Source organism: Bifidobacterium asteroides (genome assembly GCF_019469425.1).
Taxonomy (GTDB): Bacteria; Actinomycetota; Actinomycetes; order Actinomycetales; family Bifidobacteriaceae; genus Bombiscardovia; species Bombiscardovia asteroides_I.
In genome coordinates this window covers 299458-325324 of record NZ_CP048272.1, presented here as the reverse complement: position 1 = coordinate 325324, position 25867 = coordinate 299458, and the positions used below count along the sequence as shown (strand labels likewise).

The window sequence follows — 25867 nt, the reverse complement described above, 5'->3', positions numbered from 1 at the left end:
ATCATTCCCGGCGAGGTGTCCCGTACTGAAATACGGATGGGTCCTGCCATAATGAAGGAGCGGCAGCGTCGCTGCCGTCCACAGGGCGTGTACACTTATAGCAGTTAAAACATACATAATGTCATTTGGTCGATATTATGTCATGCAAAATAAAAAAAAATGAACCCGGGAGACCGGATTCGTCCGATTCCTCAGAGAAGAGGCAGCAATGCAAACCATATTGCACCTGGCAGCCGCCGAGCAGGTCCTGATCGCCGCTGGCGGGACCGCCAAGCTCAACACCACGCAGCTGGGCGTCAGTCTGATACTCAGCCTGGCGGTGCTCATATTCCTGGTAACCGTCGTCAAACTCCACCCCTTCGTATCCCTCCTGGCGGCCGGACTGGTGGTAGGCATCGGATCAGGCTATGGCCCCATGCCGACCTTGACCAGCTTCACCGGCGAGTTCGGCAACACCATGGGGTCAGTAGGCATCCTGATAGGCCTGGGAGCCATGATAGGCAAGGTGCTCATGGATACCGGCGCCACCGACCAGGTGGTCAACACCCTGGTATCCAAATCCTCCGCAGCCTCCATACCCTGGATCATGGCCCTGATAGGAGCCCTGATCGGCCTTCCCATGTTCTTCGAGGTAGGCTTGGTCATCCTGGTGCCGGTCATCATCCTGGTGGCCCAACGCACCAAGCTGCCCTTGATGCGCGTTGCGATCCCCACCCTGGCGGGCCTGTCGATCATGCATGCCTGCGTACCCCCCCACCCCGGCCCGCTGGCCGCCCTGAGCCAGTTCAAGGAAACCGGCAATGTAGGGCTGACCATGATGTTCGGCATCCCCTTCGCCCTGATCACCCTGGTCCTGGTCGGCCCCCTCTTCTCCAGGGTGGCTGCCCGGTGGGTTCCGGTCCAGGCACCTGCGGACTTTGTAGCCAAAAGCGATGAGGCCGGCAAGGAGGAGACCAAGCTTCCCTCATTCGGCATTTCCCTCTGCTGCATCCTTCTTCCCGCCGTCCTCATGCTCCTCACCTCAATCTTCGAAATCGCCTTGCCCGGTTTCAAGGACCGCACAGACGGATTCGCCCAGACCATCAACTTCATCGGCAACCCCGTCATGGCCCTGGCCATCGCCCTGGTCGTTTCCATGCTGGTGCTCAAGGCCGCCTCCGGAATATCCTGGAAGACCGTCAACGATTCCCTGGGCGCCTCCCTGCCCGCAGTGGCCGGCATTCTCCTGATCGTCGGGGCAGGAGGCGGCTTCAAGGGCGTCCTGGTTGCCACGGGCATCGGCAAGATCATCGGCAACTTCGTGGAGACCTCAAGCATCTCCATCTTCCTGTTGGGCTGGCTCATCGCGGTCTTCGTCCGTGTCGCCACCGGTTCAGCCACCGTCTCCATCCTGACCACGGCGGGCATCCTCAGCAACGCCATGACCATGATGCATGCCACCCCGATGGCCACCACCCTCCTGGTGATCGCCATCGGCGCCGGGTCCATATTCCTCTCCCACCTCAACGACGCAGGCTTCTGGCTGATCAAGGAGTACTTCGGCCTGAGCGTTGGCGAGACCCTGAAGACCTGGTCGGTTCTGGAATGTCTGCTGTCGGTCGTGGTCCTGGTTCTGGTCATGGTCGCCAGCCTGTTTGTGCCCATCGCCTCCTGAGCATCATCGTCACATCACTTTTCAGAAAGGTTGCACATGGTAGATACATCATTGAAGAATTCCGACGCGCTGAGCGCAGAAAGCCACCCGGAGCCCAAGGTCCCCTCGGCGGTCGACAACACGGTTCCATCTGACTATTTCCACGGCCGCACACCGATCCTGGTCATCATGGGCGTTTCAGGCTGCGGCAAGACCACCATGAACGAGCACCTTGGACGCAAGCTGGGCTGGGACATGGCAGAGGCCGACGACTTCCACCCCCAGGCAAACATCGACAAGATGGCCCGCGGCATCCCCCTGACCGATCAGGACCGCTGGCCCTGGCTGGACAGCATCCATGATTGGATTGAGGACCACATACGCCGGGGGACGCCCGGGACCGTTACCTGCTCCGCTTTGAAGCGGATCTACCGTGATCGGCTGCGGATGCCGGGCGTGGTCTTCATCCACCTGAGCGGGGACTACGACTCCATCATGGAACGGCTCTCCAAGCGGAAGGGCCATTTCATGAAGCCGCAGATGCTACGCTCCCAGTTCGATGACCTGGAGCCCCTGGGACCTGACGAGATCCATCTGACCATCGACGTGGGGCTGCGCATGTCTCCTGAGATCGAGGCCGAAGAGGTCATCGACACTCTGGGGCTCCAGTGCGACGTCAAGGCGCACACCGCCCAGGTTCAAGCTGAGCGCGCCCGGCAGGCAGCCCGCCAGTAGCACCCGCGAATCGGCCCGACCGCGGCCGATAACCAACTATCGCGGTCAACTTCACACTGTTGCAGTTAAGAGTCAAGGGAGAGGAACTAACACTATGAAGATCGGCATGATTGGCCTGGGACGCATGGGCAAGAACATGGCAGACCGCCTGCGCACCGGCGGTCATCAGGTAGTCGGCTATGACATCGCGCCGGACTCGGGCAGGGATGTGGACAGCCTTGAGGCCCTGGTCCAGGCCCTGGAGGCACCACGAGTGATCTGGGTCATGGTCCCGGCCGGCAAACCCATTGAGTCCACTCTCAATCAGCTGGGCGAGCTGATGGAGCACGGCGACCTGGTCGTGGATGGCGGCAACACTCGCTTCACCCAGGACCAGGAACACGCCCAGGCCCTGGCCGCCAAGGGCATAGGCCTAGTTGACGTGGGCACCTCCAACGGCATCTGGGGCAAGGAGAAGGGTTATGCTCTGATGGTCGGCGGCTCGGACCAGGACGTGGCCCGAATCCAGCCCATCCTGGACACCTTGAAGCCTGAGGGCGACTACGGTCTGGTCCACGCGGGAGGCACCGGCGCGGGCCACTATGCCAAGATGGTCCACAACGGCATCGAGTACGGGATGATGCAGGCCCTGGCCGAGGGGTACGCAGTCCTTGAGGCCTCCGACCTGATCAAGGAGCCTGGCGAAGTGGTGGAGTCCTGGCGCAAGGGCTCGGTCATCCAGTCGTGGCTGTTGGATCTGCTGGCCCAGGCTCTGAAGGATGACCCGCATCTGAGCGGGATCGCCGGCAAGGCCGACGAAACCGGCGAGACCAAGTGGATGATTGCGGACGCCCTGGAGCTGGGGGTGCCCACGCCGGCCATCACCTCGGCTCTCTATGCCCGCCAGTCCTCCAAGATCGAGGATCCCATGACCATGAAGGTGGTGTCCGCCCTGCGCAGCGCATTCGGCGGCCACCCCATCGTCAGGGAGTAACCGGATTCCGGGCTGGGTACCAGTAGGATCCCACTTGCGGGCGGATCTGGACCAGGGCGCTGTCATCGGCGAAATCCAAGGAGTCAAAGATGATTTCGCGATGGCAGCCGTCGCCCCGGCCGTCCCTGGCGAACCTGTGGTAGGCCACGATCCAGTCATCCCGGCCCGGCACACGGGTGATGCAGTGGTGACCCGTGGCCAGAATCCCCTTGGCATAATCAGCCTCGATCAGGATCTGGGGTGCAGTCCAGGGCCCGTCCAGCGATGGCGCGCTGGACCAACGGATCCGGTAGCTCGGATCCCTGGTGTCATTCTCCGACCAGGAGGCGTAGTAGATGTCTCCCCGTCGGCAGACAGTGATGGCCTCGCGGAAGTTGTCAGGCACGGCGGAGTGCACCGAGCCGTCCTCCAGGCGCCGGCCGTCCGGACTCAGCCGTGCCATGTAGGCACGGCCATTGCCCCATAGCAGATAGGGCACATCGTCGTCATCCACAAAGACCGAGGGATCGATGGGCAGGCAGTCGTAGTCCCCCCGGGCGATGAATGGCTCCTGGGCCGCCCGGAAGGGACCGGTTGGACCAGGTGCGACTGCTTGGCCGATCTGTCCGTCGGCCACAAAATATAGGATGCAGGTTCCCTGACGCATCAGCAGGCAGGGAGCCCAGGCACCCTGTCCCCCATGCCACCAAGGGACCTGGTCCAGGTCCAGAATCTTTCTGCGGGTCCAATGGCACAGGTCCACGGATTCATAAACGTAGAAGGCATGCGAGGTCCATTCAGGCAGACCATCCTCGGTGCAGTACAGGTACCAACGGTCCCCGATCATGACCAGATCCGGGTCCGCGCAGTAGCGATGCAGCGGGTTGCTTGCCAATCCCATCCTCTTCGATCCTGGATGTGCGTTTGCGAATTCCTCCATGGACTGTGACTCCGATTCCTTACGAGCGGAACGGCCGGAACCCCCAACCGCCTCCATAGACTACGACCTTCCGATTGGTCGCCTTACCCCTTGACCGCTCCGGCAACCAGCCCGGAGACGATCCACTTCTGGCAGAAGATGAAGAAAACGAAGACCGGAATCAGGGCCAGGACCGTAATGGTCATGAAGCTGGGCCAGTCAGTGGTGAACTGGCCGACTGCGTTGTAGACCTGCAGGACGATGGTGCGCAGGTCGGAGCTGCTGATGAAGACGTTGGCCGTCATGAAGTCGTTCCAGGTCGACATGGTCTGGAAGACCACCACTGTGGTCAGGATGGGCCTGATCAGGGGCAGCACAATGCTCCAAAAGATCCTTAGGGGCCCGGCCCCGTCGATCCTGGCGGCCTCAATGACCTCGAAGGGCAGGGACTGCATGTAGCCCACTATCAGGAAGTAGCAGAAGACCGCCCCGCCCAGGTACATGACGATCAGGCCCAGGAGCGTGTTGACCAGCCCCACGCTGGACTCCATCCGGTAGAGGGGAATCAGGGTGGACTGGGTCGGAATGACGAAGGCGATCATGAGAATCACACCGATGACCGAGGTGAAAATCGACTTGCGCAGGATCATCCCATAGGCGGCCAAAGCTCCGATCAGCACCTGGAGGAGAACGCCGAAGAAGGTGACAATCAGGGTGTTGACCAGGCTTCGGACAATGGGCACCGTGGCGAAGGCCCGCGTGTAGTTGCGCAGCGTCCACTGCTTGGGCAGGCCCAGGGGATTGGTGGCCATGTCGGGGACGGTCTTGAAAGTGTTGATCAGGATGTACCAGAGGGGCACGGCGCAGATCAGGGCGATGATCAGCACCACCACGCTCCTGACCGCCGAACGCCGCCGTTCCCGCTGGCTCAGGGTCAGGGTCGGGCTCTTGCTGCTACTCATTGGAACCTCCTGGAAATCAGACCGGCGGCGCCCATCTGAGCGAAGACCACAAGGGCCGTGGCCACGGTGAACAGGACTGCTAGAGCCGAGCCCAGCCCATACTGGGACTGGCCGATACCCTGTTGAATGATGGACTGGGTCACCGTATAGGTGGAGTACCCGGGGCCGCCCTTGGTCATGGTGTAGGGCAGGTCGTAGACCTTGAGGCCGCCTGACATAAGCAGGAAGCTGGAGGTGACGATGCCCGGGATTAGCTGGGGCAGGGTGATGTGGACGAACTGCTGGCGGCTGCTGGCCCCGTCCACCGTGGCCTGCTCATAGAGGTCTTCGGGAATGGATTGCAGGAAGGCCAGGTAGAGCGTGGCGTGCCAGCCTATCTGCGCCCAGACTGCGATGAAGATGACGCAGCACCGGGCCAGGGTCGAATTGGACAGCCAGGGTACCGGCCCAAGGCCGAAGACACCCAGGACGGTGTTGAAGACGCCTGACTTCATGGGCGAGAAGATGTACTTCCAGACCATGCCCATGATGGCCAGCGATGGCACGCTGAAGAAGAAGAACAGGGAACGGGCGAAGTTGCGGCCCCAAAACTTCCGGTTAAGCGTAACAGCCAAAGGGATGGCGAAGATGGTCACCAGGACCGTCTGGGCCACGGCGTACAGGATGGTGAACACAAGTCCCTGCATGGTCGAGGAGTCGGTGAACACGCTGTGGTAGTTCTTCCAGCCCACATAGTGCATGTTCAGGCTGTAGCCGTTGAAGTCGGTCATCGAGTAGATGATGGTCTGCGCCAGCGGCACGGCGAAGAGAACGACGAAGACGGCCAAAATAGGCAGGAGGAACCAGAAAGAGGTCAGATCCTGCCGCAGGCCGAGCGTGCGCCGTCGATGGGCGTTGGCACGCTCCGCCGCAGATTGTGAAGCCATGGTCCAGCCCCTTCCTACTTGACCGAGGCCATCTTGTCGTCGATAGCCTTGGCCCACTGATCCAGATTGATGGACCCCTGGACCAGCTGCTGGGTCTCGGACTGGCGGACGGTGGTCAGCACGTCCGGCTTGGCATAGAAGTTCATGAGCAGGAAGTAGTGGCCCGGCTGCACGTTGGTCCGGTAGACCTGCTCATACTCGGGCTTGACCTTGGCCTCGAACCCCTGGACCGTGATGGCATCCCCGTTGTCGGCCGAACGCTGCAAGGCCCAGTGGCTATCCATGAAGGTCAGGAACTTCTGGGCAGCCTTGAGCTTGTCGCCCTTGAGGCGGGAGTATATGGCGTAGGCGGGCGATGGCGACCCCTGTGCGTAGTTGACCGTGTTCCTCTCCATAAGCGGCATGGGGGCCATGCCATACTTGAGCCCAGCCTGGCCTATGGATGGCAGGTCCCAGGGGCCGGTGCAGATCATGGCCACCTGGCCGTTGATGAACTGGGTCTTCATATCGTCGCCGCTGATGCCGACCGTGTCACGGGTGACCAGGCCCTGGTCGTAGAGCTTCATCCAGGCCGCAACCGCCTCACGTTGGTCGCCGCCGGGCTTTTGAGGGCGGCGGTCGATCAGGCTGGTCACATCAACCTTGTCCCTGTCGAACTGCGAGCCCATGAAGGCATCGGGAATCCTGCTGGGGCCATCGGCGATGGTCTCCAGGAAGGGCGTGACTCCGGCGGCCTTGAGCTTCTTGCACAGCTGCAGGAACCCGTCCCAGGTCTCTGGGACCTCCTTGGCGCCCGCCTTGGCCAGAAGGTCCTTGTTGTAGACGATGCCGGAGGCCCAGGAGGACACGGACATGCCGTAGACCTTGCCCTGATGGCTGACGAAGTCCTTGTTGGCCTGGGAGATGTTGTGCATGAAGGGCTCGTTGGTCAGGTCGCGCACGTAGCCGTTCTTGATCAGGTCAGCCTTATTCTCGGAGGTGATGATGAACACATCCGGGGCCTGGTTACCGACCAGTCGGGTCTGCAGGGTCTGGATGTACTCAGGGGTAGGCGGCGAATAGCTGAAGTCCACCTTGATCCCTGGGTTCTGCTGCTCGAATTGGTCGATGTATGGCCTCATCACCTGTTCGTTGTTCCATGACAGGAAGGTCAGCGCAGTCTTGGACCCGTCAGCGCCGCCAGCCCCGCAGGCACCCATGGCCGACACCAACATGCCGACACCCAGCGCCGCAGCTATGCCCCTCCATGCTCGCTTCAGCTTCATGACTCCTCCTTGCAATCAATCCTCTGAACATCTCTCCGGGCTGTTCAACGTCGAGACCCGGGAATTGACACGATTCAACTCCTGTCATAACATGGTATATCACGTTGATTGAATCGTGTCAACTATATTCTGATAAGGCCACCCACGTGCCTAGGATAATGGCTGAACCCCGGGAAAGGTGCGAGATGGTGACGATGAGCGATGTAGCCAAGGAGGCGCAGGTCTCTCGGGCCACTGCCTCCTATGCCCTTCGAGGCGATAAACGCATAGCGGATGACACCAGGCGCAGGGTCCTGCTTGCCGCCCACAAGCTCCGCTACTCGGCCAATCTGTCGGCCAGGAGCCTGCGCTCAGGTAAGAGCGGCATCATCGGCGTGGCCATCTTCGAGCTGGACAAGCCTTATCCCGCGCAGATGAGTGCGGCCATCTCCCGGCAGATCAACGCCCACGGTATGCAGGCCATCATTCAGCAGACCTCCAACTCCAAACAGGACGAGGTCTCCATTCTCCGGCATGTGACCAGCCAGCTCTGCGACGGCACCATCTTCAGTCCGGGCAGCATCACCAATGAGGAGATGCAGGAGCTGGCCGATGGCAAGCCTCTGGTGCTGCTGGACGACCCCTCAGCCGAGCCGGTCTTCGATTCGGTCATGACGGCCGGGTTCGAGGGAGCCGCCATGGCTGTGCAGCACCTGCTGGACTGCGGATGCCGACGAATAGGCGTGGTGGGTGCCGACATGACGGCCAGCACCGATCCGGTCCAACAGCACTCGGTCCACGGCCGCAGGGTGGCCGGCTGTCTGAAGGCTATGAAAGCCGCCGGCATCAAGGCTGGGCGCGAAGATTTCCTGCCCTTGGACCGCTGGGAAGGAGAAATGGCCCGCGACTTGGGCCATCATCTGGCGGACGCGTCCGACCCGCCCTTTGACGGCATCTTCTGCATGACTGACTCCCTGGCCCTTGGCCTGATCCGAGGACTGCACGAATGCGGCGTGGAGGTCCCCCGGGACTTGGCCGTCGTGGGATTTGACGGCATACAGGAGGGAGGGTCCTATATACCCTCGCTCACCACCATCAGCACCGACAAGGAAGATCTGGCCCGCAAGGCGGTTGATGCCCTCCTGGCCCGTCTGCAGGGCGACGACGATAATTGTCCTCCCACCCGGACGACTGCCACCTGCCGGCTGGTGGTCCGGGAATCCACAGCCAAAATCCGCTGACAAGATGACAAAAGGTCCGCACTGCCGTCTCAGCGGCTGTGCGGACCTTTACGATTCTGGCGAGAAACTCAGTCCTGTTTGATCTCGGACTTGTCCTCGGCCCAGAGGGTGTGGAAGACACCCGGCTGGTCCACGCGTCCATAGGTGTGGGCGCCGAAGAGGTCACGCTGGCCTTGGATCAGGGCGGCGGGGAGCCGGTCGGAACGCAGTCCGTCGTAGTAGGACAGGGAGCTGGCGAAGACGGGGATGGGGATTCCGGCCTGGGTGGCGCTGGCCACAACACGCCGCCAGGAATCCTGAGCCTGCTCGACCGCCTGCTTGAAGAAGGGGTCGAAGAGTAGGGAGCCCGGCTCACGGCCAGAGGCATAGGCATCCGAGATCCGGTTCAGGAACTTGGCTCGGATGATGCAGCCGCCACGCCAGATGCGTGCGATGGCGCCCATGTCCAGCTTCCAGCCATAGACCCGGGCTCCCTCCTGCATCTCGTTGAATCCCTGGGCGTAGGCCACGATCTTGGAAGCATAGAGGGCCTGGCGAATGTCCTCGATGAAGGACTTGCGGGCCTCGAGATCAGCGGCCAGATCAGCCATGGCAGCCTTGGGCTGCGGACCCTCCAGCCCCTCCTGAGCCGCCTGGCTGCGCAGCTCTGGCGAAGAAGAAAGTCCCCGGGCGAAGACGGCCTCGCCTATTCCGGTCACCGGCACGGCAAGGTCCAATGCGGTCTGCACGGTCCAGGTGCCGGTACCCTTCATGCCGGCCTGATCGGTGACGATGTCGATGAAGGGCTTGCCGGTGACGGCATCAGTGTGGTGGAGCACCTCGGCGGTAATCTGCACCAGGTAGGAGTTCAGATCCCCCTGGTTCCACTCTTCGAAGACCTGGGCGATGGCCTCGGGCTCCATGCCCAGACCCCGACGCATCAGGTCATAGGACTCGGCGATCACCTGCATGTCCGAGTACTCGATGCCGTTGTGGACCATCTTGACGAAGTGGCCCGCCCCGTCGGTGCCGATGTGGGTGACGCAGGGTTCGCCATCAACCTTGGCGGCGATGGACTCCAGAATGGGCCCCAGGGTCTCCCAGGACTCATCGGTCCCGCCGGGCATCATGGAGGGCCCCAAGAGGGCGCCCTGCTCGCCTCCGGAGACGCCGCAACCCACGAAGTGCAGCCCACGGGCCCGGATGGCCTTCTCGCGGCGGATGGTGTCCTTGAAGTAGGCGTTGCCGGCATCGACGATGATGTCCCCAGGCTCCATCAGATCGGCCAGGTCATTGATCATCTGGTCGGTGGGATCCCCGGCCTTGACCATGATGATGGCCGTGCGGGGCTTGGTCAACGAGGCCACGAACTCTTGCAGCGTCTTGGCCGGAACGAAGCGGCCCTCCTGGCCGTGATCGCTGATCAGGGTCTCGGTGCGCGAATAGTGGCGGTTGTAGACAGCTACGGTATTGCCGTGCCGTGCCAGGTTCCTGGACAGGCTGGCACCCATGGCGGCCAGACCCACGACTCCGATATTGGCTTGAGCTTGTGTCATCACATCACCTTTCGACGGTAGCCCGGAAAGGCCGGGCACCAGGTTCCATGCCGTCAATTCTATGGCCTGGGCCCGATTTGGGCCAGGCTCCATAGGGTGAGATTCCACTCACTCAGCCCTTGTGATGCTTGCCGCCCTTGATCTTGCGGGATGGCAGGACCACGCGCGTCAGCTTTGGAACTGCCCGGGTGGAAACGAACAGGGGCTGCACTTCCACGATCGGGTTGTAGGGAGCCAAGCCGAACCATTTGATCGGCGAGCCCGCCACCTTGCGAATGGCGTACTTGACCTTCAGCGAGAAGGCACCGCGAGAGTCGATCTTGGACTCGGGCATCAGGGCCTTGTGGACCAGTACATAGGTGACTGTGCCGATCTGCGGGTCCTCGTCCACCTTGGGGTAGATGGAGGGCTGCTTGGGCAGCTCGCCGCTGTCAATCAGCTCATGCATGATCTGGTGCAGGTAGGTGGCCACATTCTGGTCCACCTTGAAGCCCAGCCTCATGCGCACTCGGAAGAGGTAGTTGGTGCCGAAGTTCTCCACCGAGTACTTGCGGGTGTAGGGGGCGTCCGTGGTCTGGACCGAGACGGCCCACCAGGCGCGAGCACGCTTGGGCCGGTTGGCGAAGATGGAGAAGAAAATGTCGGTGTCCAGCCGCCGCATCTCCGCATCCGAGGTCAGATAGACCAGGTTGTCCGCATAATAGGGGACGCGGAAGTCGTTGTGAAGCATCTCCAGGGCGGGCAGGCATTCCTTGGCCGTCATATGCCGCCGCTGCGAGCGCTCCACCCTGGTGCCCACATCCCAGGTGTACATGATGTAGAGGATGGCCGCGGTCAGCAGCATGGTGAACCAGCCGCCGTGCATGAACTTGGCCATGGAGGCCATGAAAAAGAGGATCTGGATGGCCAGGAAGACCAAGGCGAAGAGCAGGGAGAGCGCCCGCTTGCCGTCGTGCCAGATGTAGTCGGCCAGCAGGACGGTGGTGGTAATCATGGTCACCGTCAGGGCCAGCCCGTAAGCGGCCGAGATGTGCTCGGAATCCTTGAAGATGGCCAGCACCGTCAACGTGGCCGCGCACAGGACCCAGTTGATGGTGGGGATGTAGAGCTGGCCACGGGTGCGCGCCGGGTAACGCACCTGCAGATGGGGCATCCAGTTGAGGCCCGTGGCTTCCGAGACCATGGTGAAGGCACCCGTGATGAGGGCCTGTGAGGCGATGACGCCTGCCGTCACCGACAGGAGGACCGCCACGTAACGCACGGTGGTGGGCATCATCTGGAAGAAGGGGTTGAGCCCGTCCACACCCTGAAGGGCCTTATTGTCGCGGTTGCGCAGGATCCAAGCCCCTTGGCCGAAGTAGTTGAAGACCAGGGCGACGTTGATGAAGGGCCAGGTGGCGTAGATGTTGCCGCGGCCTACGTGTCCCATGTCGGAGTAGAGAGCCTCGGCTCCCGTGGTCGACAGGAAGACCGTGCCCATGATGGTCAGGCCAACCGGATTCTGCGGACTGAAAAGGAAGCGAATCCCGTAGACCGGGTTCAGGGCCTCGAAGATGGACCAGTCGTTGCCTATGCAGTAGATGCCGATCAGGGCCAGAAAGGCGAACCAGACCATGACCACGCTGCCGAAGACCTTGCCGATCCGCTCGGTTCCACGCGACTGGACCGCGAACAGGATCAGGATGATCACCAAGGTGATGACCATGGTCAGATTTCCGTTTTCGTGGAAGATCGGAGTCAGCACAGGGATGGTCTTGAGGCCTTCGACTGCCGAGGATATGGAGACCGCCGGAGTCAGCACCGAGTCAGCCAGGAAGGCTGCGCCGCCGACCATGGCAGGGATGGCCAGCCATTTGCCGTAGTGCCGGACCAAGGTGTACAGGGCGAAGATGCCGCCCTCGCCCTTGTTGTCGATGCGCATGGCCACCAGGACGTATTTGACCGTGGTGATCAGCGTGATGGACCAGAAGACCAGGGAGAGCATGCCCAGCACGGCCGCCCTGTCCACACGGGCCATGCCTCCCTGCCCGGCCACGAAGGCCTGCATGGTATACAGGGGCGAAGTGCCGATGTCGCCGTAGACCACACCCAGGGCCACGATGCACATGCCCAGGCTGATTCTGTCCGGCGAAGACTGCACCCGCCGCCACCAGCGGCCCAAAGGACCCTTTGGCGGGGTACGGCGACGTTGCGCCGCCCTCTGGGCCTCGCGCCGAACCCGCTTGAGCTCGTTCTCCTCCTCGCGCGTGCGGGATTTGGCCGAGATCTTTGGGGCCTTGGTAAAGCTCTCCGGGGGAAGAATCGATTCCTTCGTCAACCGACCCTTACGAGAGGCCACCGTCGGCTTTGCCGCTTTTTCGCCGGATAACCGGGGTGGTTCGTCAGCGCCCCTGCCATCATCCTGAGCCGCCAACTCATGCCGCTCATCCGCCATAGAGCCCTCCATCGGCCAATGCCTTCACTCATCTACTTCCGGGTGCCGTATGTTGCTGTTTGCGCACACGTGCGACGACAACCGTAGCACTCTCCCCCCACACTCTGCAGGGACGATTCAGACCGCGACACACCATTAGCTTAGTCCCGGTCCGGCACCGTCCATCGGACACCCCTCACAGCCCATAAACCCGGCGCGTGGTGGCTGCCGTCGCTTTGGCCACCTCGGCCAGGGGGCAGTTCAAGGCATCGGCCATGGCACGCAGGGTGTAGGGAATCATGTATGGGGAGTTAGTGCGCCCCCGGTAGGGCATGGGACTCAGGTAGGGCGCATCGGTCTCCACCATGATGTGGTCCATGCCGACCGCAGACAGGGCCTGGCGGATTCCCTCGTTGCCCTTGTAGGAGACTGTCCCCGAGAAACTCAAATACCAGCCATGCTCGGCAGCGACCTGAGCCATCTTCGCATCCCCCGAATAAGAGTGGAAGATCGTGCGCTCGGGAGCGCCGTCCTCCAGCAGGGTCTCGACGACCTGGCGGTGAGCGTCGCGGTCGTGGATCTGCACAGGCAGGTCCAGCTCCTTGGCCAGGGCGATGTGTTCGCGGAAGGCCTGGCGTTGGATTTCTTCGGCCCCCTGTCCTGTTCGGAAGAGGTCCATGCCCGTCTCCCCGATGGCCACCACCTGGTCGGGATATGCGCGAGCCAGACGGGCGACCTCCTCAAGCGCCTGCTCGAAAGAAACCTCATGCCAGGGCTGATATTGCAGTGGCAGTCCATCCGGCCCCGGCACCCCTCGATGGCCGTGCAGGACGGCCTCATTGGGATGGATGGCCAGGGCCGCGTGAACCACCCCGGGATGGGCCAGGGCCAGGTCCACAGCCGTCTGCAGGTGGGGCAGCTCGCAGCCTACGTCGATGGCCCCGACCACGCCCACAGCCCGGGCCCTTTCCAGCTGCTGGTCGACCGTGCGAACGGGGACCGGATTTTGCCCGCGCTCCCTGGCCTGCCGATCCATCTCCTGGGCGAAGGGGACCACGGAGGCCATGTGGGTATGATCGTCGATGACTTCAATGCCTTCGGGCAGCGGCTCGGGGTCGGGAGCCCAGCTGCGGTCGCGATGATGCCTGCTCATGGTCCACAGTCTAGGAACCCGTGCGGCCCAAACCGCGACCCGCCCGGACGACCGGCTCTGCCAAAAGGAAGGGCGGCAGCTAGAATCGCCCATGACGGCCCTGGAACGGCCGGAACGAAAGGGCGAAGAAGCGCCCGCCGCCGCGGTACCGTTGCCGTAAGCAGGAAAGGTGGAACATGTCTACGGATTGGCAACCCTCGTTCGAGGCGACCAGTGCCTACCTCTTCGTCCACTTCACCGGACACGAACAGACCGAGACGGACGAGCAGCTCTACTTCGCCCTCAGCCGCGATGGCCTGCACTGGCATGACCTGCGGGCCCGGGGAGACCCGGTGCTGACCTGGAGCGAGGGCGAGGGCGGCGTGCGCGACCCCTATGTCGTCCGGGGACCAGACGGCCTCTTCCACATCATCGCCACCGATCTGTCCGTCTTCCACAGGGGCGGCTGGCAGGAGGGCCGGGCCACCGTGGACGGATCCACCGGCCTGGTCATCTGGGATTCGCCTGACCTGGCCCACTGGGGCAGGCCGCGCCTGGTGGATGTGGCCTCAGCCATTCCCAAGGCCGGCATGGCCTGGGCGCCGGAGGCCTGCTGGGATGCCGACAGGGAGCAATGGATAGTCTTCTGGGCCACGGCTGCAGCCGACAGCGCCAAAGACCCGGCTGCGGCCGACCTGGCCAACGAGCTGGGCAACGGCATCAACATGTACTACGCCATCAGCACTGACCTGATCACCTTCTCCCGCCCGGTCAAGTGGATCGACCGCAGCAACGGGATCATCGACACAACCATGCTCAAGGCGCCCGACGGCTGGTGGTACCGGGCCTCCAAGGATGATCAAATCACCTTGGAACGCACCCTCAACCCCTATGCGGCCACCCATGAGCTGGTGCGCACGGACGATGACCAGGCCTGGTCCTACCTGTCCAACCTGACCGACATCTTCGGCCAGGGACGCTACTCCTCACGCTATTTGGAGGGCCCTGAGCTCTTCTTCTACAACGATGCCGATGCCGCTGGGCCTGACGGACGGGCCATGCCTTTCGGCCTGATTTGCGACCAGTTTGCCGAGGGCCGGGGCTATCTGCCCTTCCGCTCGGCCGACCTGTCCTCCAGAGAGCCTCAGGACTGGACCTTGGTCAACGACATGGACTTCGGCCGACTGACCAAGCGCCATGGCTCCATCATGCCCATCACCGAGAGCGAGTATCGGATTTTGAAGCGGACCCTGACCCGCTGACCCGCTTCTTGGCAGGTTCGAGCACATGGACATCCATGCCCGGCAGCCGCCCCCAGGAATAAACGGCGGCCATGTCTGCAAAGAGCGGCGCGGCCAGACCGAAGGTCACAGCCAAACCTGGCCAGGTGTAGTAAGCCCAGCCCGTGATCATAAGCAGGGCCAGGACCATCAGGGAGCATAGGGGACGCCCCGCCACCATGGACAGTGCGGTCCGGGCCGCCCAGAGCGGGCTCTCGTCGAAGTTGGACCGCACTGGCCAGCTGAGCAGAACGAAGAGCCCATACAGCAGGTTGAGCAGGAGGAGCAAGCCGGAGACCACGGGCGTCAGGGTGCCCATGTAATTGGTCATGGTCAGCCAGTATTCCCAAATCAGGAGGGCCCAGACCAGGAGCTGGGGCCATCCGAAACGGTTGGCCGCGGCCAGTTCTGAGCGCCAAGCCCGGTGGAAGGTCATCCAGGTCTGCCTGACCGTCCATGAACGGTCCTTCAGGTCCAGCAGCCAGGTCCGGTAAGTGGTGCAGGTGGCTGCCATGGAGGGGAAGAATCCAACCAGGACCAGTCCGAGCAGTGTGTGGACCAGAAAGGCCACATGGACCACGAATATCATCATGATGATTCGGCACAGGAACTCGTATCCCACCGCGAAGCGCTTCATCGCCACCCCTTTCCTGGATCCCATTGTTCCCGCCAGAGCAGACGAACGCAACCGTCGTCAATCAGGATGGGCAGGGTCACCAGCGGGGATTCGCCCAAATGATCGGGCCGCCACCGATCTCCGATGTACAGGCAGGGCAGGGCTGGATCCTCTGACAGGGGCACGATGGCGTCGCACTGCGACTGGTAGGTCTGCGTCCCCAGAGGCGCCACAGGCTTCCATGGGCTCCATGGTCCGCGCAGGTTCCGCGAAACGGATACCATGTTGTCATTGCAATCCCAGCCGGTCAACTGCGAGCCGAACCAGTAGTACCAGCCGCTCCGGTGCAGGAGGATGGGGGACTCATAGCCGAAGCGACCGTCCTGGCCACGCAGACAGACCAGATCCTCCACCAGAGACAGGTAGTCCCTTGAGAGCCGGTAGATGTGGGTTCCCTGATCCCGGTCCTCGGAAACCAGATACCCGCTGCCATCCCGGTCCTGGAAGGCGAAGGTGTCGCGGCTGGCATTCATGCCAAACCGCATGGTTGAAAGGGGCCGGAAGGGTCCCTCGGGCCGCTCGCTGATAGCCGTGCCCACATGGGCGTAACGGTAATCCCCCTCGCCGTCCACATGCAGGTACATGACATAGAGCCCGGTGGCCGGACAGCGCAGGACCCGGGGCCGCTCCACGATGCGCTCCGGAGAAGTCATCCCGCCCGGCGACCCAACTGGCAGAACGCAGCCCAGATCGCGCCAGTGGACGAAGTCCTCAGTGTCATAGCAGCAGATTCCCCCAAACCGGCTGCCCCCGGTCTTGATCTCGCCATAGGCCAGCCAGCGGCCGCCATCCTTCAGCATGCCCAAGGCGTGCAGCTGGGCCACAGACCCATCCGCTCGCCTGACTAGCTGCACACCAGGTATGAGGCTCACGGTCTCATCCCTTGACCGCGCCGATCATGACCCCTTTGTTGAAGTATTTTTGCAGGAAGGGGTAGATAATCAGCAGGGGCAGGGTGGAAACGATGATGACGCCATACTTGATCTGGTCAGCCAGCTGTTGCTGCTGCAGGACGTTCTGGCCGCCGTTGCCGGTGCCCATCTGGTTGGTCTGGTTAGCCAGCAGAATGGACTGGAGGACATTCTGCAGAGGCTCCTTGGCCTCCTGTCGGATGTAGATCAGGCCAGTGAAGTAGTCGTTCCAGTGGCCCACGAAGTAGTAGAGGCCGATGACAGCGATGATGGCCGAGCTCAGGGGGATGACGATCTTCATGAAGTAGCCGAAGTAGCCCAGTCCGTCGATTCGCGCCGCATCATGCAGGTCCTCGGGTATGGAGGTCTCGAAGAATGAACGGGCGATGATCAGGTTCCAGACGCTCAGGGCACCGGGCAAGATGAAGACCCACATGCTGTTGAGCAGGCCCAGCTGCTTGTATAGCAGGTAGTTGGGGATGAGCCCGCCGGCGAAGTACATGGTGAAGGTGAACAGGAAGAGCAGCACCCTGCGGGGCTTGAACTCCAGGCGTGACAGGGCGAAGGCCGCAGGCATGGTGACCACCAGGTTCAGAGCCGTGCCCAGGACGGCGTACAGGACCGTATTTCCATAGCCGGTCCAGATGCGGGCATCCTGAAAAACCCTCTGGTAGCCGACCAGCGTGAAGCCCACGGGCCAGAGCGTGACCCGCCCCGAGGAGACCGCCCCCTGGTCGGACAGAGATGCGACCACGATGAACCAGAGCGGGTAGATGACCGCGAGAAGCGTGGCGGCCAGAAGCAGGGCTATGACGATGTCGACGGCCAGATCCCCAGGCTTCTGCTGCTGCCTGGTGTGCTTGTTCCACGGGATGGCCCCAGGGTTCGCCTTGGGTGCCGGTTGCGCGACGTTGCTGCTAGTCATGATGACCCTCCTTAACCTGCGCGATCAGAAGATGCTGGTGTCGGTGACCCGCTTGGATATCCAGTTGGCCCCGACCAGGAAGACGAAGTTGATGACCGTGTTGAACAGGCCTATGGCCGTTCCGTAGCTGAATTGGAAAGATTGAATGCCGATCTTGAAAGTATAGGTGGATATGACCTCGGAACCCGGCAGGTTCATGGCGTTCTGCATCAGCCAGACCTTTTCGAAGCCGACCGAAAGCACAGAGCCCATGTTCATGATCAGGAGGACCACACAGGTGGGCATGATGGTGGGCAGGTCCACGTAGCGGATCAGCTGCAGCCGGCCTGCCCCGTCCATCTTGGCCGCCTCGTAAAGAGACAGGTCCACCGAGCTCAGGGCCGCCAGATAGATGATGGCGTTCCATCCGCAGTGTTGCCAGACCTCGCTAATCCAGTAGATGGGCGCCACGGCGCCGGGGCTGTCCAGGACGTTGTCCTTGCCCAGGAAGCGGCCGACCAGCCCGGTATTAGGCGTTAGGAAGATGTTGAGCATGGCCACGATGACCACAGTGGAAATAAAGTGAGGCATGTAGGTGATGGTCTGGGCGAATCCCTTGATCCGCTGCGAGCCGATCTGGTTGATCAGCAGGGCCAGAATGATAGGGGTGATGAACCCCAGGACCAGCGTCCCCAGGCTGATCTTGAAGGTGTTGATCATGGTGGAGGCAAAGAGGGGCGACTGGAAGAACTGCCGGAAGTACTGCAGCCCCACCCATCGGCCACCGGTCAGCCCCTTGGCGGGGACAAAGTCCCGGAAGGCCAGCTGGATGCCGTACATGGGCACGTAGGCAAAGAGCAGGGTGAAGCCCAGGGCCGGCAGGGCCATGAGCCAGAGCTGCCAGTATCGTCGGAAATGCCAGGCCAGCCGCCTATGCAGAGGCCAGGTTTTCCGCACCTTGTCGTTATCCACCACCTGCACGTCGCTACCGCGCTCGATCGCTTCCTTGTCCGCACGCACCTTCAACCTCCTTGCCAGCGGCGCCGGCCGGCTTACTTGACCTTGAGGGCCTTGTCGTAGGCCTTCTGCCAGATCGTGGTGTTCTGATCGATCTGATACTTCTTCAGATTGCTCTGGAAGTCCCGCCAAGCGGCATCATCCTGGACGCCCCCTTTGGCCAGCCAGTTGGAGACCACAGGCACGGCGTAGTTGAACAGGGCGGTGTTGTTGTTGGCCACAGTGTTCTGATCTGCCTCGCTGATACGCACATAAATAGGCATCATGTCCCGCTCGTGGTCGTAGTGCTTATACTGCTCCTCATAGGCCTTGTCCACGGCAGCCACATGGTCCATGCCCCGGTCGCCCTCGACAGTGACCGCATCAGGAATCCAGCCGGCCAGCCGGTCCTCCAGGGCCGGAATCCTGGCCGCGTCCTGGGCCTGGTGGAACTTGTCGGTGACACGGTAGGCGTGCGGTCCGGTCTTCTCCAGGTACTCATCAGTTAGGGAGCCATAGAGCTGCTGGATGGAGTACTTTTCGGAATAAAGCAGGTTGATGACCTTCAGCGCAGCATCCTTGTTAGCCGCATTTGCGGACATGGCCATGTGGTAGTCCTCAAAGCGGTTGGCCTCGCGCGAGCCGTCCCAGACCACCTTGTCGGCGGAAACCCCGTCGGCCGCGGGCACCGGGATGCTCTCATACTGCTGGGCCATGGCCGACCCGTAGGATCCCAGGGCAGAGTCGTCCCAGCCGAAGACCATGCCCACCGTGGCGGTCTGCCCGTCAGATTGGTTGCGGGCGTTGTACTTGTCTCCCTTGGCAGTGACCCAGTCCGAGGGGGCCCATCCCCTCTCGACCATCTCGCGGTAGAAGGCGATGACCTGACGGAACTGGTCGGTCTGCATCCAGTTGCCGACCTTCCCGTCGCGCAGATAGATCCCCTGCTGCGAGGGTCCTGAATTGAAATGGGTGACGATGCCGGTCGAATTCATCATCAGGAAGGGGCTCCACCAGTCGCCGATCTTGCCGGTGACCAGGGCCCGCGGGTTAAAGGCGATTTCGTCGGCCTTGCCGTTGCCGTTGGGATCGCGGGTCTTGAAAGCCTCCATGACCGTACGCATCTCATCCCAGGTGGTGGGGGCCTTGAGCCCCAGTTTTTCCAGCCAGACGCGGTTGATCATCAGATGCTGGCCCGAGGCCAGGAACCCCTTGGTGCGGCTGGATGGCAGAACACGAACCTTGCCGTCGACAGTGACGAACTTGCGGGCTGTGGGCTGCTCCTTGAAGAAGCGCTTGACATTGGGGAGCTTGTCCAGGTCATCGCCCAAGGGCTCGAAGGCCGAGGGGTTGCGGACGGCATCGTCCGGGTTGAAGGCCCTGATGTTCAGATCGTCGATCTCGCCAGCAGCCAGTGAGGCATTCTTCTGCTGTCCCCAGGCATCGTCGCTGACCTCGTGCCACTGAATGGAACAGCCGCAGTCGGCGGCCAGCTCCTTGGCCCAAGTCATGTCGGCCATCTTGGTTTCATTGGAATTTTTCACCACAAGAATCTTGACTATGGGCCGTCCCTTGTCATCGGTGGAGAAGCCCCCCCCCCCCCGCCACAGGCGGCGAGAGTACCCGCCACGGCCAGCGCCGACAGCACGGCCAGGCCCTTCATCATGGTTGCCTTGGTTGTCATCATCAGTCTCCTTCTCCATTCCCGGCCCTTGAAAGGCCTGGCAAGCGGATCGGGTCATACTGGACCCCGGCTGCTTTGCCTACGCATACGTCTTTGCATACTTGCAGAGGGTGAAACCTGTCGTCATCCTATAGGAATCGTAACGATTTGATTATGCAATCCCCATTACCTCCTTGTCAAATCATTACTGTTGTTGGCGCGTTCAGCAGGTAGTAGACATAGAATTACTGCAACGATTCGATATGTAGGTCGCCCTATGGGACCAAACTTGACCCGTCGGTTCCTGGTCAAGTTCGCAAGGAGGCGAAGCGGTGGTAACACTCAAGGATGTGGCGGATGCCGCAGGCGTATCCCCATCGACAGCCTCTGCGGCCCTGCGCGGCATGGACATCGTCAAACCGCTTACACGCCGCAAGGTCATCAGGCAGGCCCAGCGCCTCCATTACTCCACCAACGTATCCGCTCGTGCCCTGCGCTCGGGCCGGTCGGGCATCTTCACCCTGATCGTGCCGGACCTGGAGAACGGCTACTATGCCAGGCTGGCCAACTCCCTGGCCAGCCGGCTCTTCGCCAAAAATCTGAAGCTGATCATCCAGGTCAGCCAGTACGACAAGGCCAAGGAGCTCCGCCAGATCCAGGAGCTGCGTTCTTCCATGTGCGACGGGCTCTTCGTCTGCTCCACCCACAACAGCGCCCGGGAAATCCAGCAGGTGGCCAACGGGCTGCCGGTCCTGCTCTTCGACGATATGAGCGCGCAGAACCAAGCCTGCTACGATTCCATCGAGACTCCCAGCAGGGACGGAATGACCGCAGCCATACGCCATCTGCATGCCTGCGGGCGCCGGAGGATCGGCGTGGTGGGCGGCCATCAGGGAGCCCTGAGCGCCAGCCACGCCCTGAGCGTGACCTTGCGGCGGAACCGCTATCGGCAGGCCCTGGACACCATGCAAGACCTGGGCATGGATACCTCCCAAGCCCTGGTCACCTGTGACTGGTCCACCCCGGCCGGACGGCGGACAGCACATGCCCTTGCTCGCCAAGGCATGCACTACGATGCCCTCTGCTGCATGAATGACGCCCTGGCCCTTGGCATCATCCGCGGCTTGGCTGAATGCGGACTGCGGGTGCCTGAGGATGTCGCGGTCACCGGTTTCGACGGGATTGAACCGGGAGCCTACTCCGTCCCCACCCTGACCACCGTGGCAGTGGATTTCACTGAGATGGCGCGGATGGCCATCTCCATGATGCTGGATCATGTGGGTCAGCAGGAGGGTCAGGAAGATTCGGACCGAACCCCTCGCAGAGTGATCGTGGGCTACCATCTGCTGGAGCGGGAATCCACCCTGGGAATCCATGTTGCAGACACGGTTCAAAGGGACCCGGGAACTCAGCCGAAATCCATATAGTCGACAAAGGCCCGGACGTAGGTTATGGTGTCGGCTACGTTGCTCAACCCCAGGATGGCGTGATCAGGCAGGCCGGGCACCTGCCTCCAGCGCGATGAGCGGGAGAGATCCAGTCCCATGGCATGGGACGGATTCGATACCTGCCGTCCCTTGGAGTCCACCAGAACGCCTTGGCTGGCTAACCGCCGCAGGTCACCACCCTTCAATCCTTGCGAGGGCTTAGCCACCAGCCCGCGCTTACACAGAGTCGGAAAGAGGCCCGTCGGGGCGATCACCATGTTGATCTGTCCTGCAGTGACCCGGGTCAGGGCCTTGGCCGAATCGTCGTAGCCCTGGCCATTCAGCGTCAGGGTCGCCTCCATGTCCACCAGCCGGCCATCCTTGATTCCCTGGTCGTGCATGAATCCCTGTTTGATGCGGTCAAACCCCTCCTCATGGGCGCTCATGTTGAAGCCCTGAACTGAAAGAAGCGGGTCCGGCGGCCTGGTCAGTCTGGTGACGACCAGGCCGACCAGCAGGGCCAGTACCAGAGCGGCGGCCAGAATACCGGGAAGAAAGTGCTGGGCGAAATATGGCCAACGCTCATTCGGCGGCAATTGCCTGAAGATGGTCCACTTGGACTGTCCAGCATGGGGATCCTCCGATGCCAGAACCCCCAAGGCATCCTGCTGGTCGGAGCTCAGCCCATATTGATCGCCCTGACGCTCATCCATGCCTGACCTCCCCGTCCGCGACGCTCAACAGCCCAGTCTAGATCCAGAACGAACAAGGGGCCGACGGGGGGTTGGTCATCCCCCGTCGGCCCCTTGGACACCAGGCGCAGTGGCCCACCCCTCAAAGGGCCCTGGGCCCGGTGCCGATAATGGTGGCCTCGTCGATCACTTGATACCGGTCATGGCGATGCCCTGCACGAAGCTCTTCTGGATGAAGAAGAAGATGATCAGCAAGGGCAGTGCCGAGATCAGGGCGCCTGCCATGACCACGCCATAGGGCGTGACCGAGGAGCCATGGCCGGTCAGCATGGCCAGACCGGCGGTGATGGTCCTTGTCTCCGGGCGGCTGGTCATGATCAATGGCCAGAGCAGGTCGTTCCAGTTGCCCATGAAGTTGAACATGGTCACTACCAGCACCGAGGACTTGGCGTTGGGCAGGATAATCTGCCAGAAGATGCGGAACTCGCCGGCACCATCGATGCGAGCCGCGTTGTCCAGATCTTTGGGCAGGGAGATAAAGAACTGCCGCATCAGGAAGATGCCGCCCACATCAGCCAGCCTGGGGATGATGATGCCCCAGTAAGAGTTGACCAGACCCATGCTTGCCAGCAGCTTGTAAACCGGGATCAGCAGGGCCATGCCAGGGATCATCATGGTGGCGATCAGGATTCCCAGCAGGAAGCCGCGCCCCTTGAAGTCGATCCTAGAGAGCCCGTAGGCGGCCAGGGAGTCGAAGAAGACCGAGAAGACCGTCACAGCACCGGCGAAAATCACTGTGTTCATCAGCTGCTTGCCGATGGGCATCCGCTGGAAGAGCGAGGTGTAGTTGTCCAGGGTGAATGAGGAGGGAATCACCTTGGGCGGCCATGTCTGGGTCAGCTTGTTGGGCGTAAAGGAGGTGATCAGCACGATCAGCAAGGGGAAGATGATGATCACCGTCATCAGGATCAGCAGGAAGTAGGTCAGGACCCTGGCCACCATGTGTCGGGCATGGGCCCTCCTGAGCAGCTTATCGTGCTCGATTGCGGTAGGAGTCGACTGGCTCATCCGATTTCCTCCTTCTCATGCTTGTTGTTCCAGACCAGCTGGATAACGCCGATGATCAGCGTCATGATCAGCAGGACATAGGACAGGGCCGACGCATAGCCCATCTTGCCGTTGCCGAAGGCCTCGGTGTAGATGCGGTAGACGATGGTCTCCGTGGCGCGGTCGGGGCCTCCGGATGTCAGGATGAAGACCTGGTCGAAGACCTGGAAGGATCCGATCAGTCCGAAGATGACCACGTAGTTAAAGGTGGGCATCAGCCCTGGCAGGGTGATGTGCAGGAAGCGCTGCCAGGCGTTGGCTCCATCCAGGGAGGCCGCCTCGTACAGGTCCGGGTTGATCCCCTGCAGGCCGGCCAGGAAAATGACCATGAAATAGCCGAAGTTCTTCCATACGGTGATGAAAATGATGGTGGCCAGGGCCGTGGACTTGGTTCCCAGCAGATCCATGTGTTGGATGCCGAAGAGCACCTTGCCCCAGTAGGGTATGAGACCCAGTGATGGCGAGAGAAGGAAGCTCCAGGCGATGGAGGCCACAGTCAGCGAGATGATGTAGGGCATGAACAGGCAGGTGCGGAAGAAGCCGACCCCCTTGATGTCCTTGCGGTTGAGCAACAGGGCGAAGGCCAGGGCCACGATGACCACCAACGGCGCGTAGACGACCGCGTAGATGACCGTGTTGCGGAAGTCGGTCCAGAAGTCCGCGTTGGTGAAAAGCTCGACGTAGTTGTGCAGACCGACGAAGATGCCCTTGCGGTTGATGCGGTCGGTAGTCAGCGAGGTGAAGAAGGTCTTGATGGTCGGGTAAAAGACGAAGACCGACAGGACGATCAGGGCCGGGGCTATGAAGCTAAGCCCGATCCGGATATTGCGCCTGGAAAGGGTCTTCTTGTTGTCCTTGATGACCTCGTCGGCGCCCTGCGCGGGTGGGATCCCAGTGGTAGTGGACATAGGTACTCCAAAGTGCCGCCCGGACGCCGGGCCCGGGCGACGGTCAGCCATGAGGGACCGGCCGACGGCGCTGCAGGCCGCCAGGCCGGCTCCTCAGGGGCGGATGTTCAATCAGTCCTCAGCCTTGTACTCATCCAGATACTTCTGGATTTTGTTGGAGGCTTTGGATAGCGAGGCGGAAATGTCATCGTCAGTGCGGGCGGTGTTCTGGGTCACCGAATCCAGGGTGGACGAGATATCCGCGAAGCCGCCCTTGAGGCCGGCAATGCCGATGTAGGAGTTGTCCGTATTCTCGGAGACCTTGGCGATCAGGGGGCGCTTGGAGAGCTCGTCGGTGGTCACGGTCTTGTTGTTGGGCGGATAGGCGGAGCCCAGCGACCACATGACCTGGTTGTCATGGTTGTTGTAGTACTTGAAGAAGGCGTAGATGCCCTTCTTCTTGGCCTCGTCCTTGACCTGCGAGGTGACCCACCAATACAGACCGGTGCAACCGGTGTTGGAGCCCTTCTTGCCGTCGGGGTAGACATAGGTGCCGTCTCCGTTGGGCACGGGGAACAGATCGTGCTTGATGCCCTTGTCGGTGGCTGCCTGGTCCTCCCAGGGGCCGACGATGACCATGGCCGACTGGCCGGACTCGAAGGACTCGCGTGCAGCGGTGTCATCCATGCCGGTCTTGGAGTAACCACCCTTGTAGAACTCGCGCATCTTCTGCAGGAAGGCCTTGTTCTGCTCGGAGTTGATGGTGACCTTGCCCTTGGTGCTGTACAGGCCGGTGCCGTTGCCCTTCATGAAGGCCGCCCATCCCGAGTCGGACAGGGCCATGCCGTACTGGGAACCGTCACCCTTGGTCAACTTCTTGGCCACATCCAGGAGCTGGTCCCAAGTCTTGGGATAATCCTGCTCGGTCAGGCCGGCAGCCTTCCACATATCGGTGTTGTACCAGACGGTGGTGGGCGCGTAGCCCATGGGAACCGCGCACTGCTGCTTCTTGCCATCGATGATGAACTCGGTCTGCTTGGTCACGTTGGGCAGGTAGTTCTTGGTCTCGTTGGAGGGATCGTCATAGAAGTCCTGCACGCACTGGAAGGTGCCGTCTATGGACCAGCCCTGGCCGTTGTCGGCGCCGGTGGTGACGAAGTCCGGGCCGTCGCCCGAGGTGACCTTGGTGACCATGGTCTCGCCGATGGTGCTCCAGGGCTGCAGCTGGGCGTCGATGTGGTACTTCTTCTGGGACTTGTTAAAGTTCTCGACGATCTTCTTCAGAGTCTTGCCATCGGCCTCGGAGAATCCGTGCCACATGACGATGTTGGTAACGCCGTCCTTGCCCTTGGCATCCTTGCCACCACTGCCGGAACCGCAGGCCGAGAGCCCCACGGTGCTGAGCGTGGCGAGCGCGATCGCGGCTACCGCAGCCTTTCTGATTGCCTTCATTGTCTCTGTCCTTTCGACATCAAGCAACGGTTACAAAGGAACCGATGACGGCCGAAACAACCATGTCCTGCCCATCTGGTCCAATGGCTTGCATCGCCTGGTCACGCTCCCAGATACGTGAACGTAGCCCACGCCTTTGTAAACCGACATCTTTCTAACGTTGCAAATGATATATTACTC

The 25867-nt window shown here is 61.6% G+C and carries 22 protein-coding genes; 6 read left to right on the top strand and 16 right to left on the bottom strand.

Translation table 11 applies throughout. The features are described from left to right. The first annotated feature begins 208 nt into the window (after nt 1-208). From GYM67_RS01180 to gnd, 3 genes are read left to right on the top strand one after another with little or no spacing between them, the layout of a single operon-like run. On the top strand, nt 209-1654 hold the full coding sequence (locus GYM67_RS01180; protein ID WP_258561531.1) for a GntP family permease: 1446 nt from the start codon (nt 209-211) through the stop codon (nt 1652-1654). A 36-nt stretch (nt 1655-1690) separates the two neighbouring features. Beyond that, on the top strand, nt 1691-2368 hold the full coding sequence (locus tag GYM67_RS01175) for a gluconokinase (RefSeq protein WP_258561530.1): 678 nt from the start codon (nt 1691-1693) through the stop codon (nt 2366-2368). Between the two features lie 28 nt (nt 2369-2396). Beyond that, nucleotides 2397-3341 (top strand): phosphogluconate dehydrogenase (NAD(+)-dependent, decarboxylating), encoded by a 945-nt coding sequence (gene gnd, locus GYM67_RS01170; protein ID WP_258561582.1) that lies wholly within the window; start codon nt 2397-2399, stop codon nt 3339-3341. Here the strand turns inward: gnd and GYM67_RS01165 are convergent. The 4 genes from GYM67_RS01165 to GYM67_RS01150 all read right to left on the bottom strand — a co-directional run bounded on the left by GYM67_RS01165 (nt 3331) and on the right by GYM67_RS01150 (nt 7392). Continuing rightward, nucleotides 3331-4221 (bottom strand): family 43 glycosylhydrolase, encoded by an 891-nt coding sequence (locus GYM67_RS01165; protein WP_258561529.1) that lies wholly within the window; start codon nt 4219-4221, stop codon nt 3331-3333. The genes gnd and GYM67_RS01165 overlap by 11 nt on opposite strands. Before the next feature lie 122 nt (nt 4222-4343). After that, a complete protein-coding gene (locus tag GYM67_RS01160; protein WP_220236752.1) occupies nt 4344-5201 on the bottom strand; it encodes a carbohydrate ABC transporter permease in 858 nt (285 codons plus the stop codon). After that, a complete protein-coding gene (locus GYM67_RS01155; RefSeq protein ID WP_220236751.1) occupies nt 5198-6127 on the bottom strand; it encodes a carbohydrate ABC transporter permease in 930 nt (309 codons plus the stop codon). Before GYM67_RS01155 ends, GYM67_RS01160 begins: the two co-directional genes overlap by 4 nt. Before the next feature lie 14 nt (nt 6128-6141). Beyond that, nucleotides 6142-7392 (bottom strand): ABC transporter substrate-binding protein, encoded by a 1251-nt coding sequence (locus GYM67_RS01150; RefSeq protein ID WP_220236750.1) that lies wholly within the window; start codon nt 7390-7392, stop codon nt 6142-6144. A 185-nt stretch (nt 7393-7577) separates the two neighbouring features. Here GYM67_RS01150 and GYM67_RS01145 point away from each other — a divergent pair, with 185 nt between their 5' ends. Continuing rightward, nucleotides 7578-8612: a LacI family DNA-binding transcriptional regulator gene (locus GYM67_RS01145; RefSeq protein WP_220236749.1), complete on the top strand. Its 1035-nt coding sequence runs from the start codon at nt 7578-7580 to the stop codon at nt 8610-8612. Nucleotides 8613-8680: 68 nt separating this feature from the next. Here the strand turns inward: GYM67_RS01145 and gndA are convergent, their stop codons facing one another. The 3 genes from gndA to GYM67_RS01130 form a co-directional block, all read right to left on the bottom strand. After that, nucleotides 8681-10147 (bottom strand): NADP-dependent phosphogluconate dehydrogenase, encoded by a 1467-nt coding sequence (gndA, locus tag GYM67_RS01140; protein ID WP_220236748.1) that lies wholly within the window; start codon nt 10145-10147, stop codon nt 8681-8683. Nucleotides 10148-10259: 112 nt separating this feature from the next. Next, nucleotides 10260-12581 (bottom strand): KUP/HAK/KT family potassium transporter, encoded by a 2322-nt coding sequence (locus GYM67_RS01135; protein ID WP_220236747.1) that lies wholly within the window; start codon nt 12579-12581, stop codon nt 10260-10262. 175 nt (nt 12582-12756) lie between these two features. After that, nucleotides 12757-13713 carry a TatD family hydrolase gene (locus GYM67_RS01130; protein WP_220236746.1) on the bottom strand — a complete coding sequence of 319 codons (957 nt, stop codon included), beginning with the start codon at nt 13711-13713 and terminating at the stop codon, nt 12757-12759. 176 nt (nt 13714-13889) lie between these two features. Between GYM67_RS01130 and GYM67_RS01125 the strand changes: the two genes are divergently transcribed. After that, the gene (locus GYM67_RS01125) at nt 13890-14954 is read left to right on the top strand and encodes an alpha-arabinofuranosidase (protein WP_220236745.1); all 1065 of its coding nucleotides are present in this window, start codon (nt 13890-13892) and stop codon (nt 14952-14954) included. On the opposite strand, the gene GYM67_RS01120 is transcribed toward GYM67_RS01125, so the two are convergent. From GYM67_RS01120 to GYM67_RS01100, 5 genes are all read right to left on the bottom strand, one after another. After that, on the bottom strand, nt 14908-15609 hold the full coding sequence (locus tag GYM67_RS01120; protein ID WP_220236744.1) for a YesL family protein: 702 nt from the start codon (nt 15607-15609) through the stop codon (nt 14908-14910). The genes GYM67_RS01125 and GYM67_RS01120 overlap by 47 nt on opposite strands. Continuing rightward, nucleotides 15606-16520, bottom strand: a complete 915-nt coding sequence (locus GYM67_RS01115) for a family 43 glycosylhydrolase (RefSeq protein ID WP_258561528.1) — start codon at nt 16518-16520, stop codon at nt 15606-15608. Before GYM67_RS01115 ends, GYM67_RS01120 begins: the two co-directional genes overlap by 4 nt. 4 nt (nt 16521-16524) lie before the next feature. Further along, the gene (locus GYM67_RS01110) at nt 16525-17484 is read right to left on the bottom strand and encodes a carbohydrate ABC transporter permease (protein WP_220236743.1); all 960 of its coding nucleotides are present in this window, start codon (nt 17482-17484) and stop codon (nt 16525-16527) included. A gap of 24 nt (nt 17485-17508) precedes the next feature. Next, nucleotides 17509-18444 carry an ABC transporter permease gene (locus GYM67_RS01105; RefSeq protein ID WP_258561581.1) on the bottom strand — a complete coding sequence of 312 codons (936 nt, stop codon included), beginning with the start codon at nt 18442-18444 and terminating at the stop codon, nt 17509-17511. Nucleotides 18445-18515: 71 nt separating this feature from the next. Next, entirely contained in the window at nt 18516-20162 is a 1647-nt protein-coding gene (locus GYM67_RS01100) for an extracellular solute-binding protein (RefSeq protein WP_258561527.1), read from the bottom strand. Between the two features lie 292 nt (nt 20163-20454). On the opposite strand from GYM67_RS01100, the gene GYM67_RS01095 reads away from it, so the two are divergent. Further along, nucleotides 20455-21549, top strand: coding sequence for a LacI family DNA-binding transcriptional regulator (locus tag GYM67_RS01095; RefSeq protein WP_220236742.1), 1095 nt, complete (start codon nt 20455-20457; stop codon nt 21547-21549). Here GYM67_RS01095 and GYM67_RS01090 read toward each other — a convergent pair. From GYM67_RS01090 to GYM67_RS01075, 4 genes are all read right to left on the bottom strand, one after another. Beyond that, nucleotides 21531-22262, bottom strand: a complete 732-nt coding sequence (locus GYM67_RS01090; RefSeq protein ID WP_220236741.1) for a hypothetical protein — start codon at nt 22260-22262, stop codon at nt 21531-21533. The two genes, GYM67_RS01095 and GYM67_RS01090, sit on opposite strands and share 19 nt — an antisense overlap. Before the next feature lie 165 nt (nt 22263-22427). Further along, nucleotides 22428-23309: a carbohydrate ABC transporter permease gene (locus GYM67_RS01085; protein ID WP_144178217.1), complete on the bottom strand. Its 882-nt coding sequence runs from the start codon at nt 23307-23309 to the stop codon at nt 22428-22430. Beyond that, nucleotides 23306-24256, bottom strand: coding sequence for a carbohydrate ABC transporter permease (locus tag GYM67_RS01080; protein ID WP_220236740.1), 951 nt, complete (start codon nt 24254-24256; stop codon nt 23306-23308). The genes GYM67_RS01085 and GYM67_RS01080 overlap by 4 nt, the downstream gene beginning before the upstream one ends. A 111-nt stretch (nt 24257-24367) precedes the next feature. Beyond that, nucleotides 24368-25687, bottom strand: a complete 1320-nt coding sequence (locus GYM67_RS01075) for an ABC transporter substrate-binding protein (protein ID WP_220236739.1) — start codon at nt 25685-25687, stop codon at nt 24368-24370. Between the last annotated feature and the right edge of the window lie 180 nt (nt 25688-25867).

Coding starts and splice junctions, on each gene's coding strand:
- GYM67_RS01180 (WP_258561531.1), top strand. CDS start 209: ATGCAAACCATATTGCACCTGGCAGCCGCCGAGCAGGTCCTGATCGCC.
- GYM67_RS01175 (WP_258561530.1), top strand. CDS start 1,691: ATGGTAGATACATCATTGAAGAATTCCGACGCGCTGAGCGCAGAAAGC.
- GYM67_RS01165 (WP_258561529.1), bottom strand. CDS start 4,221: ATGGGATTGGCAAGCAACCCGCTGCATCGCTACTGCGCGGACCCGGAT.
- GYM67_RS01160 (WP_220236752.1), bottom strand. CDS start 5,201: ATGAGTAGCAGCAAGAGCCCGACCCTGACCCTGAGCCAGCGGGAACGG.
- GYM67_RS01155 (WP_220236751.1), bottom strand. CDS start 6,127: ATGGCTTCACAATCTGCGGCGGAGCGTGCCAACGCCCATCGACGGCGC.
- GYM67_RS01150 (WP_220236750.1), bottom strand. CDS start 7,392: ATGAAGCTGAAGCGAGCATGGAGGGGCATAGCTGCGGCGCTGGGTGTC.
- GYM67_RS01145 (WP_220236749.1), top strand. CDS start 7,578: ATGGTGACGATGAGCGATGTAGCCAAGGAGGCGCAGGTCTCTCGGGCC.
- gndA (WP_220236748.1), bottom strand. CDS start 10,147: ATGACACAAGCTCAAGCCAATATCGGAGTCGTGGGTCTGGCCGCCATG.
- GYM67_RS01135 (WP_220236747.1), bottom strand. CDS start 12,581: ATGGCGGATGAGCGGCATGAGTTGGCGGCTCAGGATGATGGCAGGGGC.
- GYM67_RS01130 (WP_220236746.1), bottom strand. CDS start 13,713: ATGAGCAGGCATCATCGCGACCGCAGCTGGGCTCCCGACCCCGAGCCG.
- GYM67_RS01125 (WP_220236745.1), top strand. CDS start 13,890: ATGTCTACGGATTGGCAACCCTCGTTCGAGGCGACCAGTGCCTACCTC.
- GYM67_RS01120 (WP_220236744.1), bottom strand. CDS start 15,609: ATGAAGCGCTTCGCGGTGGGATACGAGTTCCTGTGCCGAATCATCATG.
- GYM67_RS01110 (WP_220236743.1), bottom strand. CDS start 17,484: ATGACTAGCAGCAACGTCGCGCAACCGGCACCCAAGGCGAACCCTGGG.
- GYM67_RS01100 (WP_258561527.1), bottom strand. CDS start 20,162: ATGGAGAAGGAGACTGATGATGACAACCAAGGCAACCATGATGAAGGG.
- GYM67_RS01090 (WP_220236741.1), bottom strand. CDS start 22,262: ATGGATGAGCGTCAGGGCGATCAATATGGGCTGAGCTCCGACCAGCAG.
- GYM67_RS01085 (WP_144178217.1), bottom strand. CDS start 23,309: ATGAGCCAGTCGACTCCTACCGCAATCGAGCACGATAAGCTGCTCAGG.
- GYM67_RS01080 (WP_220236740.1), bottom strand. CDS start 24,256: ATGTCCACTACCACTGGGATCCCACCCGCGCAGGGCGCCGACGAGGTC.
- GYM67_RS01075 (WP_220236739.1), bottom strand. CDS start 25,687: ATGAAGGCAATCAGAAAGGCTGCGGTAGCCGCGATCGCGCTCGCCACG.